This is a genomic window from Bacillus sp. z33, assembly GCF_058313615.1.
This window is the reverse complement of the sequence record NZ_JBZFQN010000003.1, coordinates 566,575-590,623: the sequence shown is the minus strand read 5'-3', so window position 1 is coordinate 590,623 and position 24,049 is coordinate 566,575. Positions and strand designations below refer to the sequence as shown.

Annotated in this window: 23 protein-coding genes and 1 riboswitch; of the genes, 9 read left to right on the top strand and 14 right to left on the bottom strand. The window is 38.2% G+C overall.

Annotation, left to right across the window (positions count from 1 at the left end; all coding sequences use genetic code 11):
- The first annotated feature begins 82 nt into the window (after positions 1-82).
- Positions 83-556, top strand: a complete 474-nt coding sequence (locus AC4G3L_RS14600) for a hypothetical protein (protein ID WP_491077705.1) — start codon at positions 83-85, stop codon at positions 554-556.
- Positions 557-638: 82 nt separating this feature from the next.
- Here the strand turns inward: AC4G3L_RS14600 and AC4G3L_RS14595 are convergent, their stop codons facing one another.
- The 7 genes from AC4G3L_RS14595 to AC4G3L_RS14565 all read right to left on the bottom strand — a co-directional run bounded on the left by AC4G3L_RS14595 (position 639) and on the right by AC4G3L_RS14565 (position 7,033).
- Positions 639-1,418, bottom strand: coding sequence for an enoyl-CoA hydratase/isomerase family protein (locus AC4G3L_RS14595; protein WP_491077704.1), 780 nt, complete (start codon positions 1,416-1,418; stop codon positions 639-641).
- Positions 1,419-1,795: 377 nt separating this feature from the next.
- Positions 1,796-2,161 (bottom strand): SCP2 sterol-binding domain-containing protein, encoded by a 366-nt coding sequence (locus AC4G3L_RS14590; RefSeq protein ID WP_491077703.1) that lies wholly within the window; start codon positions 2,159-2,161, stop codon positions 1,796-1,798.
- Between the two features lie 113 nt (positions 2,162-2,274).
- The gene (locus AC4G3L_RS14585) at positions 2,275-3,492 is read right to left on the bottom strand and encodes an acyl-CoA dehydrogenase family protein (RefSeq protein WP_491077702.1); all 1,218 of its coding nucleotides are present in this window, start codon (positions 3,490-3,492) and stop codon (positions 2,275-2,277) included.
- Positions 3,452-4,621 (bottom strand): acyl-CoA dehydrogenase family protein, encoded by a 1,170-nt coding sequence (locus AC4G3L_RS14580; RefSeq protein ID WP_491077701.1) that lies wholly within the window; start codon positions 4,619-4,621, stop codon positions 3,452-3,454. The genes AC4G3L_RS14585 and AC4G3L_RS14580 overlap by 41 nt, the downstream gene beginning before the upstream one ends.
- Before the next feature lie 32 nt (positions 4,622-4,653).
- Positions 4,654-5,259 (bottom strand): TetR/AcrR family transcriptional regulator, encoded by a 606-nt coding sequence (locus AC4G3L_RS14575; protein WP_491077700.1) that lies wholly within the window; start codon positions 5,257-5,259, stop codon positions 4,654-4,656.
- Between the two features lie 161 nt (positions 5,260-5,420).
- Complete coding sequence (locus tag AC4G3L_RS14570) at positions 5,421-6,383, bottom strand: ABC transporter substrate-binding protein (protein WP_491077744.1); 963 nt, start codon at positions 6,381-6,383, stop codon at positions 5,421-5,423.
- Positions 6,384-6,501: 118 nt separating this feature from the next.
- A riboswitch (cobalamin riboswitch) is annotated at positions 6,502-6,695 on the bottom strand.
- A gap of 35 nt (positions 6,696-6,730) precedes the next feature.
- The gene (locus AC4G3L_RS14565; RefSeq protein WP_491077699.1) at positions 6,731-7,033 is read right to left on the bottom strand and encodes a DUF6509 family protein; all 303 of its coding nucleotides are present in this window, start codon (positions 7,031-7,033) and stop codon (positions 6,731-6,733) included.
- 153 nt (positions 7,034-7,186) lie between these two features.
- On the opposite strand from AC4G3L_RS14565, the gene AC4G3L_RS14560 reads away from it, so the two are divergent.
- The gene (locus AC4G3L_RS14560; RefSeq protein ID WP_491077698.1) at positions 7,187-7,876 is read left to right on the top strand and encodes a polysaccharide deacetylase family protein; all 690 of its coding nucleotides are present in this window, start codon (positions 7,187-7,189) and stop codon (positions 7,874-7,876) included.
- A gap of 164 nt (positions 7,877-8,040) precedes the next feature.
- Here the strand turns inward: AC4G3L_RS14560 and AC4G3L_RS14555 are convergent, their stop codons facing one another.
- From AC4G3L_RS14555 to AC4G3L_RS14535, 5 genes are all read right to left on the bottom strand, one after another.
- Positions 8,041-8,373, bottom strand: a complete 333-nt coding sequence (locus AC4G3L_RS14555) for an antibiotic biosynthesis monooxygenase family protein (protein ID WP_491077697.1) — start codon at positions 8,371-8,373, stop codon at positions 8,041-8,043.
- A gap of 67 nt (positions 8,374-8,440) precedes the next feature.
- On the bottom strand, positions 8,441-9,478 hold the full coding sequence (locus AC4G3L_RS14550) for a siderophore ABC transporter substrate-binding protein (protein ID WP_491077696.1): 1,038 nt from the start codon (positions 9,476-9,478) through the stop codon (positions 8,441-8,443).
- A 375-nt stretch (positions 9,479-9,853) separates the two neighbouring features.
- On the bottom strand, positions 9,854-10,618 hold the full coding sequence (locus tag AC4G3L_RS14545) for an iron ABC transporter ATP-binding protein (RefSeq protein WP_491077695.1): 765 nt from the start codon (positions 10,616-10,618) through the stop codon (positions 9,854-9,856).
- A complete protein-coding gene (locus AC4G3L_RS14540) occupies positions 10,615-11,571 on the bottom strand; it encodes an iron chelate uptake ABC transporter family permease subunit (RefSeq protein WP_491077694.1) in 957 nt (318 codons plus the stop codon). Before AC4G3L_RS14540 ends, AC4G3L_RS14545 begins: the two co-directional genes overlap by 4 nt.
- Positions 11,558-12,514 carry an ABC transporter permease gene (locus tag AC4G3L_RS14535; RefSeq protein WP_491077693.1) on the bottom strand — a complete coding sequence of 319 codons (957 nt, stop codon included), beginning with the start codon at positions 12,512-12,514 and terminating at the stop codon, positions 11,558-11,560. Before AC4G3L_RS14535 ends, AC4G3L_RS14540 begins: the two co-directional genes overlap by 14 nt.
- 383 nt (positions 12,515-12,897) lie before the next feature.
- Here AC4G3L_RS14535 and AC4G3L_RS14530 point away from each other — a divergent pair, with 383 nt between their 5' ends.
- Both AC4G3L_RS14530 and AC4G3L_RS14525 read left to right on the top strand, forming a co-directional pair.
- Positions 12,898-13,962 carry a YeeE/YedE thiosulfate transporter family protein gene (locus AC4G3L_RS14530; protein ID WP_491077692.1) on the top strand — a complete coding sequence of 355 codons (1,065 nt, stop codon included), beginning with the start codon at positions 12,898-12,900 and terminating at the stop codon, positions 13,960-13,962.
- A 20-nt stretch (positions 13,963-13,982) separates the two neighbouring features.
- Positions 13,983-14,210, top strand: coding sequence for a sulfurtransferase TusA family protein (locus AC4G3L_RS14525; protein WP_491077691.1), 228 nt, complete (start codon positions 13,983-13,985; stop codon positions 14,208-14,210).
- A gap of 47 nt (positions 14,211-14,257) precedes the next feature.
- On the opposite strand, the gene AC4G3L_RS14520 is transcribed toward AC4G3L_RS14525, so the two are convergent.
- The gene (locus AC4G3L_RS14520) at positions 14,258-15,181 is read right to left on the bottom strand and encodes an MBL fold metallo-hydrolase (RefSeq protein WP_491077690.1); all 924 of its coding nucleotides are present in this window, start codon (positions 15,179-15,181) and stop codon (positions 14,258-14,260) included.
- A gap of 22 nt (positions 15,182-15,203) precedes the next feature.
- Positions 15,204-16,640, bottom strand: coding sequence for an NAD-dependent succinate-semialdehyde dehydrogenase (locus AC4G3L_RS14515; protein WP_491077689.1), 1,437 nt, complete (start codon positions 16,638-16,640; stop codon positions 15,204-15,206).
- A 189-nt stretch (positions 16,641-16,829) separates the two neighbouring features.
- Here AC4G3L_RS14515 and AC4G3L_RS14510 point away from each other — a divergent pair, with 189 nt between their 5' ends.
- The 5 genes from AC4G3L_RS14510 (at position 16,830) to AC4G3L_RS14490 (ending at position 24,044) form a co-directional block, all read left to right on the top strand.
- Complete coding sequence (locus AC4G3L_RS14510) at positions 16,830-18,908, top strand: peptidoglycan D,D-transpeptidase FtsI family protein (RefSeq protein ID WP_491077688.1); 2,079 nt, start codon at positions 16,830-16,832, stop codon at positions 18,906-18,908.
- A gap of 133 nt (positions 18,909-19,041) precedes the next feature.
- Positions 19,042-19,500, top strand: coding sequence for a hypothetical protein (locus tag AC4G3L_RS14505; protein WP_491077687.1), 459 nt, complete (start codon positions 19,042-19,044; stop codon positions 19,498-19,500).
- Between the two features lie 264 nt (positions 19,501-19,764).
- Positions 19,765-21,228: a hypothetical protein gene (locus tag AC4G3L_RS14500; protein WP_491077686.1), complete on the top strand. Its 1,464-nt coding sequence runs from the start codon at positions 19,765-19,767 to the stop codon at positions 21,226-21,228.
- A gap of 235 nt (positions 21,229-21,463) precedes the next feature.
- Positions 21,464-22,924, top strand: coding sequence for a spore germination protein (locus AC4G3L_RS14495; RefSeq protein ID WP_491077685.1), 1,461 nt, complete (start codon positions 21,464-21,466; stop codon positions 22,922-22,924).
- A 10-nt stretch (positions 22,925-22,934) separates the two neighbouring features.
- The gene (locus tag AC4G3L_RS14490; protein WP_491077684.1) at positions 22,935-24,044 is read left to right on the top strand and encodes a GerAB/ArcD/ProY family transporter; all 1,110 of its coding nucleotides are present in this window, start codon (positions 22,935-22,937) and stop codon (positions 24,042-24,044) included.
- Positions 24,045-24,049 lie beyond the last annotated feature (5 nt).

The window sequence follows — 24,049 nt, the reverse complement described above, 5'->3', positions numbered from 1 at the left end:
AATTACATGCTTTGAGCATAACGTAAACGATCCATTAATGGTATAATGAACGAATAGTAAAATCCACTTTTCTGGAGGCAGTATGTTAACTTTTGAAGAAAAAATCGCAATTATAGAGTCCTTTAAGGAACTCGAACGTAAAAATGTTTCTCTTGGACGTGTCAATTATCAATATCCTGAAAGCAAATCAGATAAAATGAATGTAGTCTACCACCTGCACCCTAACGGCAATGGTTTTGTCTACGCTGAAGGAATCCCAGGTTACCGTATTGATTATAAAGGTTTGGTAAACATCAGAGATTTTTCCGCAGAGCAATTGGAAACAATTATATCAAAATCCATTCAGCTTCTATCTACTGATCGGTTTGAAAATCATGACACCGATACCACTAGTGAAGAGGAAACTTGGATAAATAATGAAGGTCATACTCTTACCATTATGTTCGAGGATGATATGTGGAATGTATACGCAGGCTTAAACCTGGATGGAACGTTCCCATCATATAATGAAGCAAAATCTTATTTAATGGAAGAAGGATTCCATAAACATAAGTAACCTAAAAGCCCATTGGTACTCCATATCCAATGGGCTTTAAATTTACCTGGTGAACTGTCTCATTCCGTCGGTCTTCCGTTGATTATTTACCGGTAAACTCTGCCTTTCTTTTCATAGAAAAGGCACTAATCCCCTCCATTGCATCTTCTGATTGGGCTATTTTTAACATATTATCCAATTCAATAGAAATCCCGTCCTCCAAGGAAACATCAGTACCTCTCATGACTGAATCTATGATGCCTTGAAGCGCAAGTGGCGGCCCATCAGCCAATCGGGTAGCAATTGCTAAGGTTTCATACTTCAGCATTTTTGCAGGCACAACTTTATTAATCAACCCGTATTCCAGTGCTTTGATTGCTGATATTTTTTCCCCGCTTAACATTAATTCAAGCGCCCGCCTACGGCCAATCAATCTTGGCAGCCTTTGGGTCCCTCCATAACCTGGCATAATTCCAAGTTTTATTTCAGGTAATGCAAACTCCGCTGTGTCCGCAGCTATAACCAGGTGGCAGGCCATTTGCAGTTCATTTCCTCCGCCGAGCGCACATCCATTTATACTTGCGATAACGGGTTTTGGGAAGAACTCTATCCGATTGAATAAGTCATGCATACCTTGAATCGTTGCCCTTGCTTTTTCCGGCTCCGCCAAATCAGCAAATTCATTCACATCAGCTCCAGCCGAAAAAGATTTTTCTCCTGCTCCGGTTAAAATAATCGCTCTTATTTCGTTGGAGTTCTCTATATCGTCTAAATAGGAGCCAATTTCATATAATGTATCTCTGCTCAATGTATTTAGGGGAGGGCGATTAATCGTAAGGATCGCAATCTTTTCGTTTACTTCTAATACACAATTTTTTCCCACTTAACCCGCCTCCTATCTTTTATAATGGCGATTTCCTGCTTTTGAGCAATCCACTCCAGCCTTTCGTCTCGGATCTAGCTTCCGTGGCTAAAAGCTCAGGACATAAGCATAGCCTCTCCGGGGGAAGAACATCCCCTACGAGCCTCTGTCTTATACTCCTCGCTTTTAAGCAAGCCACTTCAGCTTTTCGAGCAATCTAGCTTCAGGGCCTAACCAACCGCTCGAGTCATAAGGGTAGACACTGCGGAGGCCTACACGACGTAGGTCACAAAGACGTTGCCACACGATGTGGCGTTCTTAGTCTTTGTTCCTTAAATTCACTCCCTACGCGCCTCCCTCTTATGCTTTTCGGGCCTGCCCAGTCGCCTCAGCTTTTCTTATAAATATTCCTTCACGTTATATTGTTTTAATATTCCTTCTAGTTTGATGGCTTTGCCGATGTCGCCTTTGATTTTTAGTTTGCCGGACATGAAGGCTACTGTGCCGCTTAATTTGCCGACAAGGAATTGTCTGAAGTTTTCAACGGACATGATAAGTGTGCAATCTGCAGATATTTCTTCTCCTTCTACGACTTCTGCCTGACCATCATGAATATTGAGCTGGTAGATTCCTTCTTCGGAACCGGTAATCGTAAACTGATAACGGGTGGTAATCCCTTGTAGTGGCTGTGGATTACTTTGAAATGCCTCCTCAATTTTTGCAAAGGACTCCGCTAATGTATATTCTTCAATCGCTTTTCCCATTTAAAAATCCTCCTTTTATTTATACCTTTTAAATATTTGAATTATCAGTTTTTAAAACAAATTACTTCAGATGCTTTTCTTTTCACCACCTCCTGACATGATTAATAAATTCATCACACGCGAATCCCATATGGATCATAAAGATGACGCGCAATGATTAATTGCTGAATTTGATTGGTCCCTTCAAAAATGTCATAGATTTTTGCATCACGATACAATTTCTCAACAAGATGACCTTCTAAACCATATGGTCCAAGAATTTCCTGACATGCCGAAGTGACTTCCAATGCAATCTTACCTCCGTAGGCCTTACACATGGCCGCTTCTTTTGCATTTGGTTTTCCTAAATCCGCTTTCCAGGCAGCTTCCCAAGTTAACAGACGTGCCCCTAGTATTTTCTGCTGCATTTCTGCCAATAGCCTCAGGGCTTGTTGATAATGGTTGCCGTGCTGAGGATATTCTTTTTTTACAAAATCCAATGTATATTCGTAGGCGGCTCTTCCGATTCCCGTAGCCATGGCTGCTATGATGGGTCTTGTGCTGTCGAACGTTTTCATAGCAACCCTGAATCCACCTGATCCATTCCCTTTATTGCTATAAGCCTCTTCTCCGCCCAGTAAATTTTCATACGGGACAAAACAATCCTCAAAAACAAGTTCTGCTGTTTCCGAAGCACGAAGCCCCATTTTCTCTGCCAGCCTTGAACAAGAAAAGCCCGGTGTACCTTTTTCTATGACAAAAGCCCGGTGCCCGGCTCTTCCCAGATTGCGATCTACCGTAGCAAATACAACAACCCAAGAAGCTCTTTTCCCATTGGTAATGAATATTTTCTGTCCATTTATGACATAACCGCCATCTACTTTAACAGCTGTCGTCTGTAAACCAGATACATCTGAGCCTGCCTCCGGCTCAGTCAAGGCATATGCTCCCCATCTTGGTTCTTCATCTCTTGAAAAAATGGATAAAAATCGTTCCTTTTGTTCAGGTGTGCCACTATGCTGAACAGGAGGTCCGCCAAGCCCCGGACCCGGAAGTGTTAAAGCAACTGCACAATCTCCCCAGCCCAGCTCCTCTGAAGCAATTACTCCCAAACGATTCCCCTGGCGCTCCTTCACTTTTCTAGAGTCTTTATTCGTTTTCACCTCGTTTGACTTCCCAAATGAAGATGTACTGAGTGTAATTCCGAGTTGATTTACTTTGTTTAGCCAATCATCAGGCACTTTCTTTAATTGGTCAGCAATCATGGATACGGATCGTATTTCGTTTTCTGCAAACCAATGAACCATCTCTTTAACTTGGCTTTGATGTGGCGTCAACTCGTAAGTGATCATTGCTCACCCCCCTCTCCGAACTATGAATGATCCAGTTTCCTGCCCTGATTTCTAAATCTCCTTCTTGCTCAAACCAGCCAATTTGTGCCTGACCATCCCGCATCCATTTTTCCACGGGATGTTCCTGAACATATCCATGTCCTCCGAGGAGCTGTACGCTCGAGTCTGTTACATATCGAAGCGATTGATGGGCTCTGTTAAGTGCCTGAATACTATGAAAAACGGCATTTGACTCTCCTTCATCAATTTGTTTTGCTGCATGTAAAACAAGATGCCTGGCTATCCCTGTCTGAATCGCCATTTGGGCAACAGTAAAAGAAACACCCTGGAACTTCGCAATTTCAGTACCAAATGCCTTTCTCTGGGAGGTGTATTCCACTGTATAGTTAAGAGCAGCTGCCATAACGCCAATTTCTTTCGCAGCCTCTAATGTACGGATGCGGCTTAATGAATCTTTCAACCATATTTCTGCTTCTGAACCGCTTGCCATAATCGCCATATTGGTAGCAGTTACTTCACTGAAGTGGATTCGAGCGAAACCAGCACTCAATAAGCCTAAGCGATAATCACCCTCTATTACTTTCCAAGAATGATTAATTCGGTCTAAAAAGAGCAACACTGCTTCACCATTTGTATCAATACCGGCTATTAAAAGGTATTCAGCCGTTCTGGCATTTTTCAATGGGCTCGTTTCTCCGTCAATAATATATCCATTATCCGTTTTCCTGATTTCCAACTTTTGCTGATTTGGATACACAAGGGCCACTGTTGGATAATTTCCAGATGCACATTGAGCTTGATAAGAAGAAAATAGATGATGTTCTTCTCTTAACCTAAAAAACGAAGCTCCCTCTCCTGCACCTGGTAGACCCTGAATTGTATTAAGGTCACCATAAGTAAGCGCCTCGGCAATTTGAACCTGGGAAACGAGCGGCAGTTCCAATCCTCCAAATGATTCGGGCAATTCCAGATTTAATAATCCAAGATCACGCAATTGCCTTATAATCTCCTCACTAACACCTTGATTTTTTTCTATTTGTCTGGCATGTGGACGAATTTTATGTAATGCAAAATCCTTTGCCACATTAACAAATGCCTGTTCTTCCTCACTTGGTAAAAATGATACCAACTTTCTCCCTCCTTCATATCTATACAACTGGTTTAATAGATTGAAAGATTGCTAAATGAGTTCATTACCAGCCGGTTTAATAATCTTGCCAGATATTCTACATCTATCTTTTGATGATTTGGCTCCCTGAATTTTTGAATAACCACTTCATTAATTGCGCCAACCATTGCCTGGGATATAATTCGAATTTCCTCTTCATTCATATTCTCCGGAAACTCCTGATAAGCAAAAATAAAGATGAGATCTCCAAAACTCTTAAGTGCTTCTCGTCTGACCACTTCTACCTCCTGAGATATCCCAACCGATTCAAGCAAAATAAAATTGGCAACAGCCTTATTGGTAAAACAAAGTTCCAAGTAGCGCAATATACCTGCGTACGCTTTATAACCAGTTCTAGGTTCATTAAAAGCAGAAAGTTTAATCTCTTCCGCAATGTCTCCAATCAAGCTTTCACATAAAGCAACAATCAAAGTCTCTTTATTGCCGAATTGTTGGTAAAACGTCGTTTTTGAGACACGCGCATATTCCACGATATCCAGAACTGATGTGTTTTTATAGCCTCTAGTAGTGAATAATTGCAGGGCTGCATATAGCATTTTATCCCTTGCTGCAGTCGGCAGATCATTTACAAATAACATGCTTATCCTTCCAATCCCATGTGTGAGTACGAATACGTATTAGTATCATCTTACGTTCGCAAAAGGAAAATATCAATATTATTATTAGAATATTTAAAATATTTAATTCGACAAAAAAAGCCTCCCCGTATTAGTCCGGTTCAGCTCTTAAATAGTACTATTTATTTAAAAATATTAGGATAGATTTTTTCAGATAACAGTTGTAAACCTTCCGTTAAACGTGGTCCTGGGCGTGACACAGTATCGTTATTTACATCATAAATCTGCTTATCTTTAACAGCAGGTACTTCAGACCAGGCCTTTCTTCCATATATCTGTTCTTCAGGATTTTCAATATAATAACCATATGTAGTAATAATTACATCAGGCTCGCGCTCAATAACTTGTTCTTCACTCATCGTAACCCATCCTTTTTGATCGGCGGCAATATTTTCTGCCTGAATGATTTCAAGCATATCTCCCATAAAGGTTCCGCTGCCTGCCGTATATAAATCTGGAGAGGAGGATACTTCAATCCACACTTTCTTTTTATCTTTTATATTGCTGGCCTTCTCTTTAATGTCTGCTACTGCTTTCTTCATATCATCAATAATTTTTTCACCCTTTTCGGATGTCCCTGTAGCCTTCGCAATTAACTCAATTGTCCCATATGCTTCTTCAAATGAATTCGCATCTGGAACAATAATTACATTAATACCAACTGCTTTAAATTGCTTGATTGTATCCTTGGCATTATTAAAATGGCTTGCTGAAAGCAAAACTAAATCAGGATTTAATTCCAAAACTTTTTCTACATTGATTTCTAAACCGCCAACTTTAGGTTTGTCAGCAGCCTCTGTCGGAAAATTACAGTAATCAGATACAGCCACAATTTTCTCACCCAGGCCAAGTGCATAGGCAGTTTCAGTATTGCTTGGCAATAAAGATACGATGCTTTCAGGTTGTTCCTCAATCTTAATTATTTCGCCCGACCCATCCTTCAGCTCAATTGGAAAAGCCGCGGATGCGGATTCAGAAACCTCTTTTTTCTGAGTTGAGTCATCATTAGCCGATGAACATCCAAATAAAAAAATGGACAATAGTAACGTTAAAACAAATAAAAATGAATAGTTTTGCTTTTTCAACACTGTTATTCCCCCATACTTTTAAATAATAAAAAAACCTTAGCTCGAAAAAAAGCTAAGGCAGATACCCATACTAATGCAAGAGGCTCGGGCTGCCCTACTCTTCCCTCCGAAAAATAGTACATGCAATGAAAGAGCAGGTCTCCTGGCTTAACGCATCAATTTACTCTGATTTACCTTCCTATGCTCAAAAAACGAGCCAGTGGTTTACAAACCATTTCATCCGCGCATACAGTAGCGGGGGCTGCACCGGAATTACACCGGTTTCCCTATTATCCTTATGAATAAGGCACTCTTGCATTATTCTATGTTCATAATTCTTATACTATCTGTAATTTATGACTTCTTCAATCTTCTTCATATTCTACGTCAGTATGTTCTTTACAGAATTGTAACACCATAGATAACTCATCATCCTCAAGCTCAAAATCGAGAACGCTTTGTGTTTCACTTTCTATGAATTCATACTTTGAAATTTGATCCTTATTTTCATCAATTACATATATAACACGTAACTGTAGACCTTTTTCAGTATAAAGCTCATCATCCTCGGGAACAGCAATTTCCAGTAAATATTCGTATCTTTCCCCGGAAAGAATACCAAATGGGTCTTCTAGTTTTTCCACTGTATAACTTTGTATCTCTATCATGTTTATCAACCTTTCTGAAATGCCTATGTATTATTATACATGTTCCTTTTCGATATTAAACATTTTACCTTATTATTCAACTTCTTTTAAGAATATATTTTAGTCGGTAATCGAAAACTATAATAAAATCATTTTCTAACAGAGGAGTTTATTATGCGTATTTTATCTGTTATCACTTTGCTCATTTTCCAACTTTTCATACCAGTAGAATCATTTGCTAAAACAGCCTACCTCAGTTTCGATGATGGACCATCTAATTGTACACAGGATATATTGGATATCCTTAAAAATCAGGATGTCAAAGCAACCTTTTTTGTAACAGGAACAGCAAGTCCGGGACATATGTATTTGTATAAGGAGATTGTTAAAGATGGCCATGCCCTTGGGCTACATTCCTACTCACACGATTATTCTAAAATTTACCGATCTGCAGATTCATTTTTCAAAGATATTAATCAACTTGAAGAATTCTTAAAAAAAGAAGTAGGCGAAAGCCCAAAAATTTTACGGTTTCCTGGTGGTTCCAATAATTATGTCGCTAAACAATATGCCGGTACTAATTTAATGAATCAATTAAAAACTGAGGTAGTAAAGAGAGGATATAAATACTATGATTGGAATTGTGATGCAAATGATGGACTGAACCCTCCCATTCCAGAAAAAAAATTACTTACATTAATTATGCAAGGGGTGGATGAAAAAGATTCTCTATATATTCTCTTACACGATTTTAACGGCAATACTACAATCGTAGATGGACTGCCCGAAATTATTCGCAGACTGAAGCATAAAGGCTATGAATTCAAAATAATGGATGAGTCAACCCCAACTTTAGTCTTTTAATTTCCAGCAATTCTAAGGATCCTTACATATAAAACTTCTAGTATATTGACTGACAGGTATAAATAAGCATGTATTCTGGAAGAGTTTCTTGTTTCAAAAATTAAGGGAAATTCACTTTATAAAAAACGCCCTTTCTTTCAAGGGGCGTTTTGTTGTCATTATTCTTATTCAACTACGAAATAATTTCCATGCTCACTATTAATCACGTATTCAGGTTGGGGTGGTTTCCCACCATGCTCTTTGATTTTCGCTTTATGTCCCGCAATATGCTCAGGGCTCTTCTCCCATGCTTTCCACGCATCCTCAGATTCCCACCGAATGATCATAATTATTTCTTCTTCTCCGCGTGTTGTTTTTTTCATTAAAAGCTCCCTGCCTAGAAAGCCTTCGCGTTGTTCTATCAAGGACGGTCCCTGATCTGGCTTCTTTTTGAAGCGTGCCAGTATCTTATCTGAGTTCCCCTCTGTTACTATCCACTTACGAATCTGAACATACATACTTTACTCGCTCCTTTTTATGAAAGGAGCATGTCCTTTTTAAGACATGCTCCTTAATTGATAAAGATTATTTTAATTCGTTTAAGATTTCATCTAGTTTTTCTACTTCAGTTGTTACACCGTTACTTGAGAAGTACCAGTTCACACCGTCTAAGTAGACGATCTTGCCGTCTTTATAAGCACGAGTTTGTTTGATAATATCATTTTCAACATCTTTTTTAATTGTTTCAACATCAGAAGCAGTACGGTCAATGATTAATAATACTTCTGGGTTTACAGATAGGATTGACTCATATGAGAAGTCAGAACCGTGAGATGATGCTTCAATATCAGTTGTCGCCGGTTTGAAGCCAAAGTCATTGTAAACATATGCGAAACGGGAATCTTCACCATTATCGAAACCAGAGATTTTCTTGTCATTATACATAGCTACCAGTGCATTGTCATAACCAGCTGCTTTTTCTTTTACTGCATCAACTTTCTCTTGTAATGACGCTTTTAACTCTTTACCTTTTTCTTCTTTATCGAAAATTTTAGCTGCTAAATCGACTGTTTCATTTACAGCTTCTATGTAATTCTCGTTATCAGAACCGATGAAGATTACATTCGGTGTAATTTCTTTTAATTCTTCATAGAATGGTGTTTGACGGCCAGAGATGAAAATAACATCCGGCTCAGCAGCTGCTACTGCTTCAAAATCGATTTGCTTTAATGTACCAACATCAGCAACACCGTCAGTAACATATTTTTCTTTTAAATGTTCAGGCATATTCCCTTTACCGCCGCCAGCTGCTACTCCTACGATTCCTTCAACACCCATTGCATCTAGTGTATCTAAGAAACCATAATCAAGTGTAACAATTCGTTCAGGCATTTTATCTAATTTTACATCTTCAAATGTAGTTGTCGTACCTTTTTCTTCATCTTCACGAGAATCTGTTAAGGAAGATACTGTCATTGGATATTTAGAACTTTCAGTAGTTCCTTTTTCTTCTGTTTTTGTTTTCTCAGAAGATCCTCCAGTTGTTGACTCATCACCTGAGTTACAAGCTGTTAACACTAATGTTAAAGCAGCCATTGCAGTTAATACTTTCCACTTCTTCATCCTTTGTTTTCCTCCTAGGTATCCTGTTTAATTGAAAACGATTATCATTTTCAATTGATATTATCATTTTAAAGGAAAATCACAAATTATGTCAACACTTTTAAATTTTCTGATAAACCTTTTTATTACTTGCTTTGCCAAATAGTATCCTATTTTAGGATCTCCCAACTTGCAGGTTTACCTCTCTTTTTGTGCGATACCTTAGTAAAGTCTCTATTCCCTTTTTCTTAAAGAAATATATTTCCATATAACAAAGGACTTCAAAATACGTTACTATTTTGAAGTCCTTTGCATAATTTTATGTTAGATTTTTTAAAATATAGCGTCTGCTTGCTGATTGCTCCAGAAATAGATAAGCACAGCTTTTTGCAGATCTTAATGAGAATTAAAGTAAACGCAAATACGGCAACCATCTTGCTCCTGTACAGGAATATGCATATCATACACATCACGCAAGGATTCTGAGTTAATAATCTCATGCGCTGGGCCATCCTTTACAAGTCGTCCATCCTTTAACGCCACGATACGATCAGAGTATACGGAAGCAAAATTTATATCATGCAATACAATGACAACGGTTTTCCCTAACTCATCTACTAGCTTACGCAGGATTTTCATAATTTGTACAGAGTGTTTCATATCCAGATTATTTAATGGCTCATCTAATAAAATATATTCCGTATCTTGAGCAATCACCATAGAAATAAAAGCCCGTTGTTTTTGACCGCCTGATAACTCATCCAACAACTTATCTTGCATTTCTGTTAAATTCAAATACTCCAGGGCTTGGTCTACAATTCTTTCATCCTCTGCACTCAGCCGTCCTTTTGAATAGGGGTAGCGTCCAAAGGAAACAAGTTCGCGAACAGTTAAACGAATATTCAAGTGATTGGCCTGTCTTAATATAGCCACACGCTTCGCAAAAGTATCCGATTTCATTTTCTTAACGTCCGTTTGATCTAAAAATACTTCACCTGTATCAGCATCTAAGAGACGGCTCACCATGGATAATAACGTCGATTTACCGGCACCGTTTGGACCAATAAAAGATGTGATGGCTTTTGGCTGGATTTGCAATGTTACATTTTCAATGACAGATTTCTTCCCAAAGCTTTTAGAAAGCCCTTTAATTTCAATCATCCTGCTTTCCTACTTTCCTTCAGTAATAAGTATATAAAGTAAATCCCACCGACAAAGTTAATTACGACACTTATGGTTGTATTCAATTGGAAAACATGCTGCACCATGAATTGTCCGCCTACCAGCGCAATGATACTGATTAAGCTCGCCCCAATAATTAATATGGAATGTTTATATGTAGCCAAATATTGATAAGCTAAATTTGCTACAATTAACCCTAAAAATGTCACTGGACCAACTAGCGCAGTTGAAGTAGCGATTAAAACAGACGATAAAATCAGAACTTTCAGCACAATTTTATCATAGGCTACACCTAGATTAATCGCATTATCACGCCCTAAAGATACTACGTCTAAATCACGTAATAATCGATAGCCGTAAATAAAGGCTGCACCTAAAATGACAATTGAAATAAGCAATAATTCAGTCTTCACATTCATAAAGCTTGCAAACAAACGAGCTTGCAGACTTTCATATTCTACAGGATCGATGATAACTTGCATAAAGGTGACCAAACTTCCAAGTAATGTTCCAATAATCATACCTGCCAATAACAGAAGGAAAATCGGATATTTATCTGCCCGGAATAAAAAACGATACAAAATCAGTGCGAAAACTACCATCGCAATGATTGCTACACCAAAATTTAAGTACCGGCTTACAACAAAGATAGAAGCCGAACCTGCCGTAAAGTAAATCACCGTTTGTACGACTTCATACATGGAGTCAATTCCCATAACAGAAGGCGTTAATAGACGGTTATGTGTAATCGTCTGAAAAATCACAGTTGCATACGCAATTGCCGTACCGGTTATAACCATTGCAGCTAAGCGTTCCACACGCTTAGGAAAGGCGTAACTAAAACCGCCTTGAATATTATAAAAGGCAAATAACGCCATACAAACTATTGCAATAACAGCCAAAATAATTAGCTTTACACTATTTTTTCGCATATGCTTTCCCCCTAAACAACATGATTAAGAAGATCGCACTGCCAATTACAGCGACTGTTGTATTTACCGGTATCTCATATGGATGCACAATTAATCGGCTTAGGATATCACATGCCAATAAGAATGCCGCTCCCATGAAAATCGTATGAGGAATTGTTTTACGTAAATTATCTCCTAGATACAAGGAAACGAGATTCGGTACAATTAATCCTAAAAACGGTATCATTCCTACTGTTAAAACAACTGTTGTAGAAATGAGCGCTACGATAACAAGACCGATATTTAACACTGTACGATAACTTAAACCTAAGTTTTTGGCAAAATCCTCGCCCATACCTGCTACAGTAAATTTGTTAGCGTAAATATAAGCAATAAGTATCGCTGGTACTGCTACATACAGTAATTCATAGCGTCCAGAAACGACTAATGTAAAACTTCCTAAGAAGAATGACTCTACATTTTGCAAAACATCTGCCTCATATCCTAAAAACGTCGACATAGCACCAATAATATTACCGTACATAATCCCGATAAGAGGTACAAATATAACATCTTTGAATTTTATACGTTCAAGCAGCTGCATAAAGACAAATGTTCCAATTAAGGCGAATGCAAAACTAAATAAAATTTGGCCCATATAGGACATGCCTGTAAAGAATATCATTGAAACAATGACACCTAATTTGGCCGCATCTAGTGTACCTGCCGTTGTCGGTGATACGAACTTATTTCGGCTTAAACTTTGCATAATTAAGCCCGCAATTCCCATTCCTGCACCAGCTAAAATAATAGCCATTAACCTTGGCAACCGACTCATCAAGAAAATTTGCGTCTTATCTGAATTCCATTCAAGCAGATCGCTCGGTTTAATATCAATAGCCCCTATAAATAGCGAGATAAAGGAAAGGATAACAGTTGCTAATACTAATATCCATAGTCTCATTTGCAATCCCCGTCAAATTGGTTTCTCAACAACATTAAATGATAATGATAATCACTATTGAGTCGTCTTTCATTATAGACAATGAAAATAGTAAAATCAACAACTACCGATAGTCATTATCAGTTATTAGTTTAAAAATTAGGAAAATAATAATGTGGTATTTTACTAAAATCAAAACCTTAAATTAGGCTGCCTATGGGCTGTGATGAATTAGCCACTGAAAGTTTTTTATTCACATCCTCATAAAATATATCTAACTGTTTAAATAACATTTTATTTAAACCACTACTTTAGAATCATTTTTGCATTAACAGGCATTAAATCATAGTAAACTTATATGTTTTATTATAATATAATCCTATCCAATTATCGGGAGGTTCAACATGATTCAAATCATTAGTTATGGTCTTATCGTCGGACTTTTATTAGGGTTCGTTTTACAAAGAGGTCGGTTTTGTGTAGTCGGAGCATACCGTGACCTACTCCTCGCTAGGGACGGGCGCATGTTTCTTGCGACCATGATTGTCATTGCCATTCAGGCTATTGGCGTATATACTCTCGCAGCTAACGGAGTCATTACCATTCAAGCAGATGCTTTTCCCTGGTTAGGGACTATCGTCGGCGGATTCATCTTTGGAATTGGTATGGTTCTTGCCGGAGGATGTGCCACTGGTACATGGTATCGTGCTGGCGAGGGTTTAATAGGGAGCTGGATCGCATTAGGCGGTTATGCACTTGGTGCAGCAATGACTAAGTTTGGCTTACTAAGTACAGTGGGAGGAAATGTACTTTCCTACAGAACAAGCGATACGTATATCCATGAGACATTTAACCTATCTCCATGGGTACTAGTTATCACTTTCGCCTTACTCATAGGTGTTTTGGTATACCGTAACTTAAAGCAGCCTAAATTACCTTCTTTTAAAATGAAACAACAGAAAACAGGGTTTGCTCATATTTTATTTGAGAAACGCTGGCATCCATTCGTAACAGCACTGCTAGTGGGTTTAATCGCTATACTCGCATGGCCGTTAAGCGAAGCAACGGGGAGAATGGCTGGTCTTGGAATTACAACCCCAACTGCACAGTTATTAACTTTCTTTGTTAATGGTGATACATCACTATTAAACTGGGGAGTTTTCCTAGTTCTTGGTATTGGGATTGGATCCTATATTGCCGCTCGCGGCAGCAATGAATTCAAATGGCGACTACCCGATAAAAGAACACTTGCATATAATGCAAGCGGAGGACTGATCATGGGCTTTGGTGCATCGCTTGCTGGAGGTTGCACAATCGGAAATGGGTTAGTAAACACAGCTCTATTTACTTGGCAAGGATGGGTTGCCGTTGTTTTCTTCTTATTAGGAACATGGACAGCGACTTACTTTACTATTATCCGAAAACAAAAAAACCAAAAAGTAGGAGCCGGCAATACAGCGGTAGCCTAATTTAATAGGAGGTTTACGTAATGACAAAAGTACTCGAAACAAATGGAATGGTTTGCCCCTTCCCACTGGAAGAAGCAAAATTGGCAATGACAGACATGACCACTGGCGAAGAATTAATCATCAATTTTGATTGCACGCAAGGAACAGAAAGTATTCCGCGCTGGGCTGCAAAAGAAGGTCATGAAATTACGAATTTTGAACAAACTGGCAGTGCTGAATGGCAAATCGTCTTAAAAAAAGGACAATAATATAATCAATAGGCAGTCGCTTTAAATTTATTAGCGACTGCCTATTTTTAGTTAACCCACAATGTTTCTCCTATGAGCAATGTCTTCAATTGTTCTTTTGGCAGTTTCTTTCTGCTCCATTCACCCAATAATCGGTCTAACGCTTCCGGTCCTGTATCATCAGCCAGTCGATAAGCACCGTAATGCATCGGGATAAAATAATCCCCATTCAATTCTAGAAATGCTTTAACCGCATCTTCCGGATTAATATGAGAGCTTGCCATGAACCACTCAGGCTCATACGCTCCAATCGGCATGAGCACATAATTGGGATGAAACGTTTCCGCAATATCCCTGAACCCTTTAAAGTAGCCGGTGTCCCCTACAAAATAGACTGTTTCAGCTGTACGACTATTTTCAATCACCCATCCTCCCCAATGGGAAGTATTCATATCGCGGATACCTCTTCTCGTCCAATGCTGAGCTGGAACGAAATGAAAAGCTAATTCTTTACTATTAAATATTTCCCACCAGCTTGCTTCATGAACATTACTATACCCTTTTTTTATAAATGTTCTCCCCAAACCTATGGGTACATAATAAACAGGATTCCCTTTCAGTTTACGGATGGAAGGGAAATCGAGATGATCATAATGTCCATGGGAAATTAAAACAGCATCAATCGAAGGCAAATCATCTATTTTTATTCCCGGTTCTGTCATTCGGGATTGAAATCCCATCCGCTTTGCCCAAACCGGGTCAGTAAGTATATTTATTCCGTCCATTTGAATTAAAAATGTTGAATGACCAATCCAAGTTATGGAAGTACGAGATTGATTTCTATTTAATTCCTCAATCTGCGGGTCATCAACACGGCTAATTTGAGTTTCTAAATCCTTTTGTTTTCTGCGCCGCTCTTTATTCCAACGATACATATCACGAAAAGTATGCTCATTCTTTATCGCATCAAGATTTTCAAATTTTTTTACCATATGGACTCAATTCCTCACCTTTTTATAAGCCTAGTGATATATATTTTATCTCTAAATATTCATCCAATCCATAGTGGCTTCCTTCTCTGCCCAGCCCGCTTTCTTTAAATCCTCCAAAAGGCGCCTGCGCTGTTGAAGGTAAACCATCATTAACTCCAACAATTCCGTACTCAAGATTTTCCGCAATCCAAACGGCTTCGCGGATATTTTCCGAAAATACATAGGCCGCCAATCCAAATGGTGTATGATTTGCCCGTTCCACCGCTTCTTCAATTCGATCAAACGCGGAGATAGGTGCAAGCGGGCCAAATGTTTCTTCTTTCATGCAAAGCATATCGTCAGTAGCTCCCGAAATTACCGCAGGAGTTATAAAATGTCCAGGCATATCTCCAAGGATTTTTCCGCCTGTCAGAATCGTTGCCCCCTTTTCTTTAGCATCATTGATGTGCCGTACCACCTTATTAATGGCTTGCTCATTAATAAGCGGCCCAATATCATTTCCTTTCTCCATTCCATTGCCTACCTTTAATTGCTCCACTTTTTTCGTATAAAGTTTCGTAAAATCCTCCATAACCGATCGTTGGACAAATATACGGTTTGCACACACACATGTCTGACCGGCATTACGGAATTTCGAATCAATAGCTCCATTAACAGCCTTTTCAATATCGGCATTCTCTGTCACGATAAAAGGTGCAAGACCTCCAAGCTCGAGGGAAATCTTTTTCACCGTATCTGCAGCATCTTTCATTAAAATTTTCCCTACCTCGGTCGAACCAGTAAATGTAATCTTACGTACTCTGGAATCCTTCTGCCAAACAGATACGATTCGTTTTGCATCACCTGTGACAATATTAATGACTCCGGCTGGGATACCAGCCTTCTCTGCCAGCTCAACTAATTTTAAAGCTGTAAATGGTGTTTCTTCAGATGGTTTAATGACGACCGTACATCCTGCTGCCAGAGCAGGGGCTACTTTTCTCGTAATCATGGCAGCCGGGAAATTCCAAGGGGTAATGGCCGCTATAACGCCGACTGGTTGTTTTTGAACAAATATACGTTTATTTGGTGAAGAAGCCGGAATGGTCTCTCCATATATACGCTTCGCCTCTTCAGCAAACCAGGTAATAAAACTGTTAGCATAACGTATTTCCCCTTTTGCTTCTTCAAATGGTTTGCCTTGCTCAAGTGTCATGATCTCCGCTAATTCTTCCATATGTATATCTATTAATCTCGACCATTGCTTCAGTTTAGCGCTCCGTTCCTCTGCTGTTAATCCTGACCAGTCTGAACCACTATTATATGCTGCCTCAACTGCTTCCTTTGCATCTGATTCTGTTCCATTCGGAGTCTTCCCCATTATTTCACCGGTTGCAGGATTATAAACACTTATTGTATTATCACGATCTATCCAACTCCCATTAATATACATTCTTTGCGGAAACGAAATACTCTTCATCGTTATGTCTCCCTTCCATATGTAAATAGATGCTAATTACTAGTTTCCCATTCTGTCTCAACTATAAAACATACACTCGGTTCTGCCTAACATAGAGAATCAGGAATTAAGCGAAAACAATAGTATTATCCATATTAATCCATTAAAATGATAATAAGACAGTTTTTAAAATATTTGGAGGTTGAAAGATTGAAAAATCCCCATCGAAAAAAAAAGAAGAAAAAGCCATCTGTTAATACTCGAACAAATATACTACTATTTGTTATTTTTCTATTATTTACGACTTTAATATTACGGTTAGGCATTCTACAGATTGCCCATGGTGAATCCTTCAAAAAAGAAGTGGAAAGAACCGAAGACATCACCGTTAACAAACCGGTCCCACGAGGCCTTATTTATGATAAGAATCATAAATTAATCGTCGATAATCAACCTGTCAATGCCATTACCTATACACGCAGCAAAACAGCTAAAACAAAAGAAATGGTAGAGACTGCTGAGAAATTATCAAAATTAATCAGTGTAAGTAGAGAAGATATGGAAGATATAAAAGAACGGGATCTTAAAGATTTCTGGATCATTATGAATCCGAAAGCAGCACAGAAAAAAGTAACAAAAAAAGAGCTCTCTGATAAGAAAGATAAAGAACTATATAAAATTCAGCTGGATCGCATTACTGAAAAAGAATTATCATCATTCACTAAAGCAGAGTTAACAACTCTCGCTATCTTCCGTAAGTTTAACAGTGGAACCTACTTAACTCCCCAAATCGTTAAGAATAAGGATGTTACAGATCGAGAAATGGCCCGAGTCACTGAAAATCTGGATGAAATGCCCGGAGTCGACACCTCAGTCGATTGGAATCGTAATTATCCATTTGACAGTGCATTAAAATCTATCCTCGGCAGGACCTCATCCTCTGATGAAGGTCTTCCAAAGGAAAAAGTCGAATACTATTCATCCCGTGGCTACAACCTTAATGAACGTGTCGGTATTTCAAATCTGGAACTGCAATACGAAGATATTTTACATGGTCAAAAAGCTAAATCAAAAAACAAACTCGACAAAAGCGGGAATATTATATCTACTGAAGAACTCACCAAGGGCCAACGCGGTAAAGATCTGGTTCTGACAATTGATATAGATTTTCAAAAAAAAGTAGAAAGCATTATTGAAGAAGAGTTAAGAGAAAAAAAAGCAGCTTATAATGCGCCTTATCTTGACAGAGCCTTTGTGGTTGCCATGGATCCTAATACAGGGGAAGTATTAGCTTTGGCAGGCAAACAATATGTCTGGAATGATGAGAAAAATCAATATGAAATGAAGGACTTTGCACAAGGAACCTATACAACAGCATATGCAATGGGGTCGTCAGTCAAAGCAGCGACCGTGTTAACTGGTTATCAGGAAGGAGCCATTGAACCTGGAACGACTCTTCATGATGCTCCAATGCTAATAAAAGATACTCCGGCAAAGAAATCATACACAAATATGGGATACGTTTCTGACTTAACCGCCTTACAGCGTTCATCCAATGTATATATGTTTAAAACAGCTATTGAAATTGGTGAAGGCAATTATGTTCCTAAAGGACCTTTATCCGTAAAACCTGAAGCCTTTGATATTATGCGGAATAATTTCAGTCAGTTTGGCTTGGGTAAACGAACAGGGATTGATTTACCGGGAGAACAAATTGGCTATAAAGGGACCGAATTAGGTGCCGGGAAATTGATGGACTTAGCGATTGGGCAATACGACACCTATACCCCGCTACAGCTGGCCCAATATATTTCCACAATTGCAAATGGCGGCTATCGTGTACAGCCTCGTGTTGTTAAAGAACTGCATGAACCGTTACTGGAGAAAGGCAAGCTCGGACCCGTTTTCAAAGAAATTGAACCTAAGATCCAAAATAAATTAAGTATGAAGGATGAGTGGATTGACCGTGTCCAAGAAGGGTTAAGACTTGTGACGCAAACTTCCAGAGGAACCGGTAAAGTGTTTATGGGAGAGCCATATCAGCCAGCAGGTAAAACAGGAACAGCTGAGGCTTTCTATGATGGACCAAAATGGACGCCGGGAACAGAGCAGCCTGAGACGTGGAATATTACGTTTGCTTCATATGCACCATTTGACAATCCCGAAATCGCTTTGGCCGTTGTCGTCCCCTGGGCGTATCAATCCAGTGGTCATTCGATGAATTTGGAGATTGGCAAAAAAGTATACAGGGCTTATTTCGGAATGGATAAGAAGAAGGAAGATTATTAAAGTGGGAGTCATATAAAAGGAAACGTTACGGCCTTATACCATTTGAGACAGTGCCCAACTTTCAGACGAATAAGCTCTTTCTATATAGTGACACATATACTATATGGAATTTGGTTCAGAAGGAGTGAAAGCAATGTCAAATGGATATGATCAGCAAAATGAAAATTTCCCACATGAAATGAGGCAACAAGGCTATTATGGTGGTGGCCATGGACAACACGGTCATCATGGTGGCGGCTATGGTCATCAAGGTCATTATGGTGGTGGCATGGGACATCATCACCATCATCATCATGGATATTATGGCGGCGGTATGGGGTACCCTCACTATTCAGGCGGAGGATACGGCCATCACATGCCTTACCATCCAGGCCATCATTTTGGTTCACATCATGGCTATGGTGGAGGTTATGGATTCCCACATCAGGGATGGCAAGGCCAGCATTGGGGGCAAGGGCAACAATGGGGGCAAGGAGCCCCGGGACAATTTGGTTTTGATGGAGGATATCCATCCCAAATCCGTGATCCGTATTCCTACGACGAATTTGAAACTGACCCTTCTCAAATAGCGAACCCATATTTTCAATATTAATATCTAAAGAGGCTGGGACAGAACTAAAATATCCACTTCTATATCCAAATCATTATAAGTTATTCAACAGATGAAGAATACTAAAAACCGAACTATTCCGAAACTCTAGATGTGAGAGTTTTAGAAAATAGTTCGGTTTTTTCCTTGAATGAAAACCTTTTGTGCCAGCCTCTTTTTAAGCGGAAAATTTAACCAGGTTAAACTTCTGTTATCAAGGGTAAAAAATTTTATACATATATTAAGTAGAAGAAAGGAATTTTAATCATGGAGGATATCTCGATAACTGACAAACAGGTATCCAGTGCTGACTTTCAGTTTGTATTTCCATTTTCTCTTATACGTGGTAAAGAGGAAGAATTGGTTGATAAGTTGAAGGAGAATCAATTTAAATGGTTTAGGCTGGATAACCTTGACAAAGAAGATGATTTCTATGGAAGGTTTGAAATAGATCACGAGAATTTAGAAAACTTTTTTCTCCCCTTTACGAATCGGATATTGTTCCCTAAAAAGGAGGACGGAAAAGGATTTCAACGATATTCCAAAATGTATCAAGTCTCTGGAACATTGCAAACCATGCATTCCAACACAAATTTTTTGGTTGAATCCCTTGACGTAACCGTGTGTCCATATCAAATAGGTTTTTTAACCGTACGTATCCATTTGGATGATCAGAATCAGTCATTGAATCTTTCTGAAGTCATTCAGTTTGCTTCAGAATTTAGAATTATGGAACAAAATCACCCCACATCCAAAATAATCTACGAAAATCAGGAGTTCGATCATGTTCAACATTTTCTACTAGATTATCTCATGCCTGATATTAAAAGATATATGGATGATAGCACTGAAGAGGATGCGTACTTTGAGTCCTTTCCTTTTTTTGAAAATAATCATTTATACGTCCAGTCTTTGATTGGATTGGCATCAGATGAAAAGGTTGAAGATTACGATGTATACCGCTTAGGAAATCTCGATGGATATACTAAAGATAAACAACCATACATAAGTTGCTATAATCAAAAATTCATTGACCACTATATCGATTCAGTTGGTTATACCCGCTGGGCACCATATACCTATTACATATCTGATGAACAAGGGATTGCCTGTATAACGAATCAGACAGGTGAATCATTCAATGACATTGCCACTACATTTTATGGCGAATATTATTACGGTTTGATGCTTACCTTATTTCATAAAATCACCTTGCTGAAGGTTGCAAATGAATACTCACATGTTCGGATTGAGCAAGATACAAAACGTGTAGAAAAATTAATTCATGCCATTAATGCCTTTTCTTCTAATTATTATTTCTTTGAACTGGCTAGTAATTCCAAAGGGCGTGACATATTTATCCAACTAAGAAAAATGTTTAAAGTAGATGAGTTGTTTGAGGATACGCGAACAACGTTGCAAAGCTTAAATCAGTATCAAGAAAATTTCAGTTCCAAACAAGGTAATATGCTTTTAGAAGTTTTGACCCTCTATACCGTGATAACTGGAATATTTGGAATGAATTTAGTTTCTGAACAACTCAAAGGAAATATTGACTGGTCCAAATTATTTCCACAATATAACGCATTAGAATTCCTGGCTTTATTTGTAACAGTGTCCGGTTTAGTCATCTCGATTTTCTTAAGCATTAGACTGGTTTATATGTGGTGGATGGATAAACGAGACCGTAAAAGGTGGCGCAAGGAAATTGAATACCCTAATACTAAATAAGTCTTATAATAGATTTCCCTTCGTTTTACTTTCGTAAACGGAGGTTTTTTATTTTTACACTAAAAACTGTAAGTGAAAGGTTCTTAGTATCACTATAATTAACAGTCCACATGTAAAACTTCTTCTCTCCACTCCCCTGCTACTAATCAAATATTGAAGGGTTACAATCTTTGAATAATATTCCTTTGTTTACTAATACTAACGTTCATCAAATAATGTTTGGGTGATGATGGATATGAATTTCTTTAAAAAGAAAACGGAAAATCAAAATAACGAACACATGCATTCCAATCAGGCTTCTTCTCCAGACATACGGAATTTACAGACTACCAGTTATCTGGAAGACAACATCGAAAAACTAAAAATGGCCTTTTCCAATACCTATGATTTCGATACACGATATTTCTCAAACGGTGATCAAAAATATGGAATGGCATACATCAAAACTATCATTAAAAAAAATGTGATCGATCAATTTATAGTAAAACCTTTAGTGATTAACTCCTCACTCAGCCCAGCTAATTTACCCGTGGCACATGTGTCTGTTTATACATCTTTTGACGATATTATCGACAATATACTGGACGGCAATATCGCATTATTTAAAGAAGGTGAAACAACCTGTTATTTAGTTGAAGCAGCAAATTTCAAGACTCGCTCTATTGAGGAACCTGCCTCCGAACAGAGTATACGAGGCTCTCATGAAGGATTTGTTGAGAAAATTGAAGACAACTTAAATCTGTTAAGAAAAAGGGTGAGAACGGAGAATTTCGTGGTTGAAACGAAAACATTAGGTAAAAATCCAAAGGCTACAGCCGCCTTATGTTATATAAAAGGTAAAGCAGATCCGGAGATTGTAGAAAAAGTACAAAAAAAATTAGATTCTATTCACATGGACGAAGCCATCAATACAGAAGTCATTCAAAATTATATAGAAGACTATGCTTATTCTCCGTTTCCGCAAATTTTGAATACAGAAAAACCCAATCGGGTCGCACATCACTTATCATTGGGTGCTATTGCCTTAATGACTGAAGGAAGCTCTACTGTCTTCCTGATGCCAATTACATTCTTTTCTTTTTTTCATGCAGCGGATGATATTGAGAGCCGGTTTTATATAAGTTCATTTGAACGACTTTTACGCCTATTTGCCTTATTTCTGGCCATTACCTTGCCATCCTTTTATATCGCTCTAGTATCATTTGATTTCGAGATTATTCCATTAAATCTTGTAGCAAATGTTAAAGGATCTTTGGAGAACATTCCCTACTCTCCTTTAATTGAAGCCCTTATTATGGTGGTCATACTGGAGCTTCTTAAGGAATCCGCCATCCGTTTACCTAGTTCCGTATCGCCAACGATTGGTGTTGTAGGTGCATTGGTCATTGGTACGGCAATTGTTCAAGCTAATCTGGTATCCAATACGATGTTAATCGTGATTGCAATCACAGCCATTTCATCATTTACAATTCCAAATCAGGAAGTAGCACAGATCATTCGTATTCTAAACTTCCCGCTTATCATTCTAACTTATATTTTTGGCTTAGTCGGAATATCAATTGGATTGACTTTAATTATCTTTCATTTATGTGGATTGGAATCTATGGGAAAACCATATTTAGCACCAGTCGCGCCTTTTAATTTTAAAGGTTTGTCGAAAATGTTATTCAAAATACCATTTAAGAAGGAGAGTTAAATGGACTATTATGGCTTCTAATACAAAATTATTGTCTGCTCACCAATTATACTTTCTAATTGTTCAATCCGTTAGCTCTGTCATGATTTTTGCCATTCCTTATATCGTCAATGAACATAGTAAACATAACGCCTGGATATCGGCCACCATCACTTTAATCTTCTTCCAGCTACTTGGATGGGTTATTTTTTCTTTACATAAACGCTTACCAGATAAAAATTTATTTCAAATGACAGAGATTCTGACAAGTACATGGATTGGAAAAATTATAAATTGGCTGTATATCATCTATTTCATACTCCTTGCTACATATACGACTCTATATTTTGCCTATTTATCAAAAGAATGGACACTGCCAGTTACTCCGCTGTTTGTTATTTATCTTATATTTATTTTAATGGGAATTTATTTAGCCAGAGGAACGATAACCACACTCGCACGATTTAGCGGTATAACATTACTGGCTTTAACGGGCTTTCTCCTTTTCTCTATTTGCTTTGCCATCCCCAAGATTAATCTTTTATTTCTACTGCCTGTTGGGGATGTTCCAGTAACCAAAATTTTGAACGGCTCCTATCATATGGGAATTGGGTATGCGGGCCTAAGTTCATTGCTTGTGTTATTGCCACTTGTTCAAGAAAACCTAAAAACAAAAAAAAGAGTGATTACCTTTTCAATCCTAACAATTTCACTCATCTACTTTTTTTTATTAGTTGTCTGTCTTGCTCATTTTGGTACATATGCATTAAAAATCGTTCCCATTCCAGTCCTCTATTTATTGAAATTATTGACCATTCTTAGCATTTTTGAACGCATGGATTTGGTGATTATGTGTGCTTGGATTTCGCCTATGCTCGTTTCCTATGTCCTATATATTTTTTTGGCAGGAGTAGGGATATCTGAAAATACTCCATTCAAAAACAAGAAAATCATCGTACTGGTTATTTCTTTAATCATCTCGATTCTATGTTATCTTTTTCCAGAATCGCAGGATAACATAATTCGTCTTACCGATGTTTTGCTCCCCTACACTTTCGTATTCATGATAGGGTTTCCCATTCTTCTACTGGCCATTTCTATGATTCGAAATATAAACCAGTCATCAAAACCAGGTAGGTGATATTC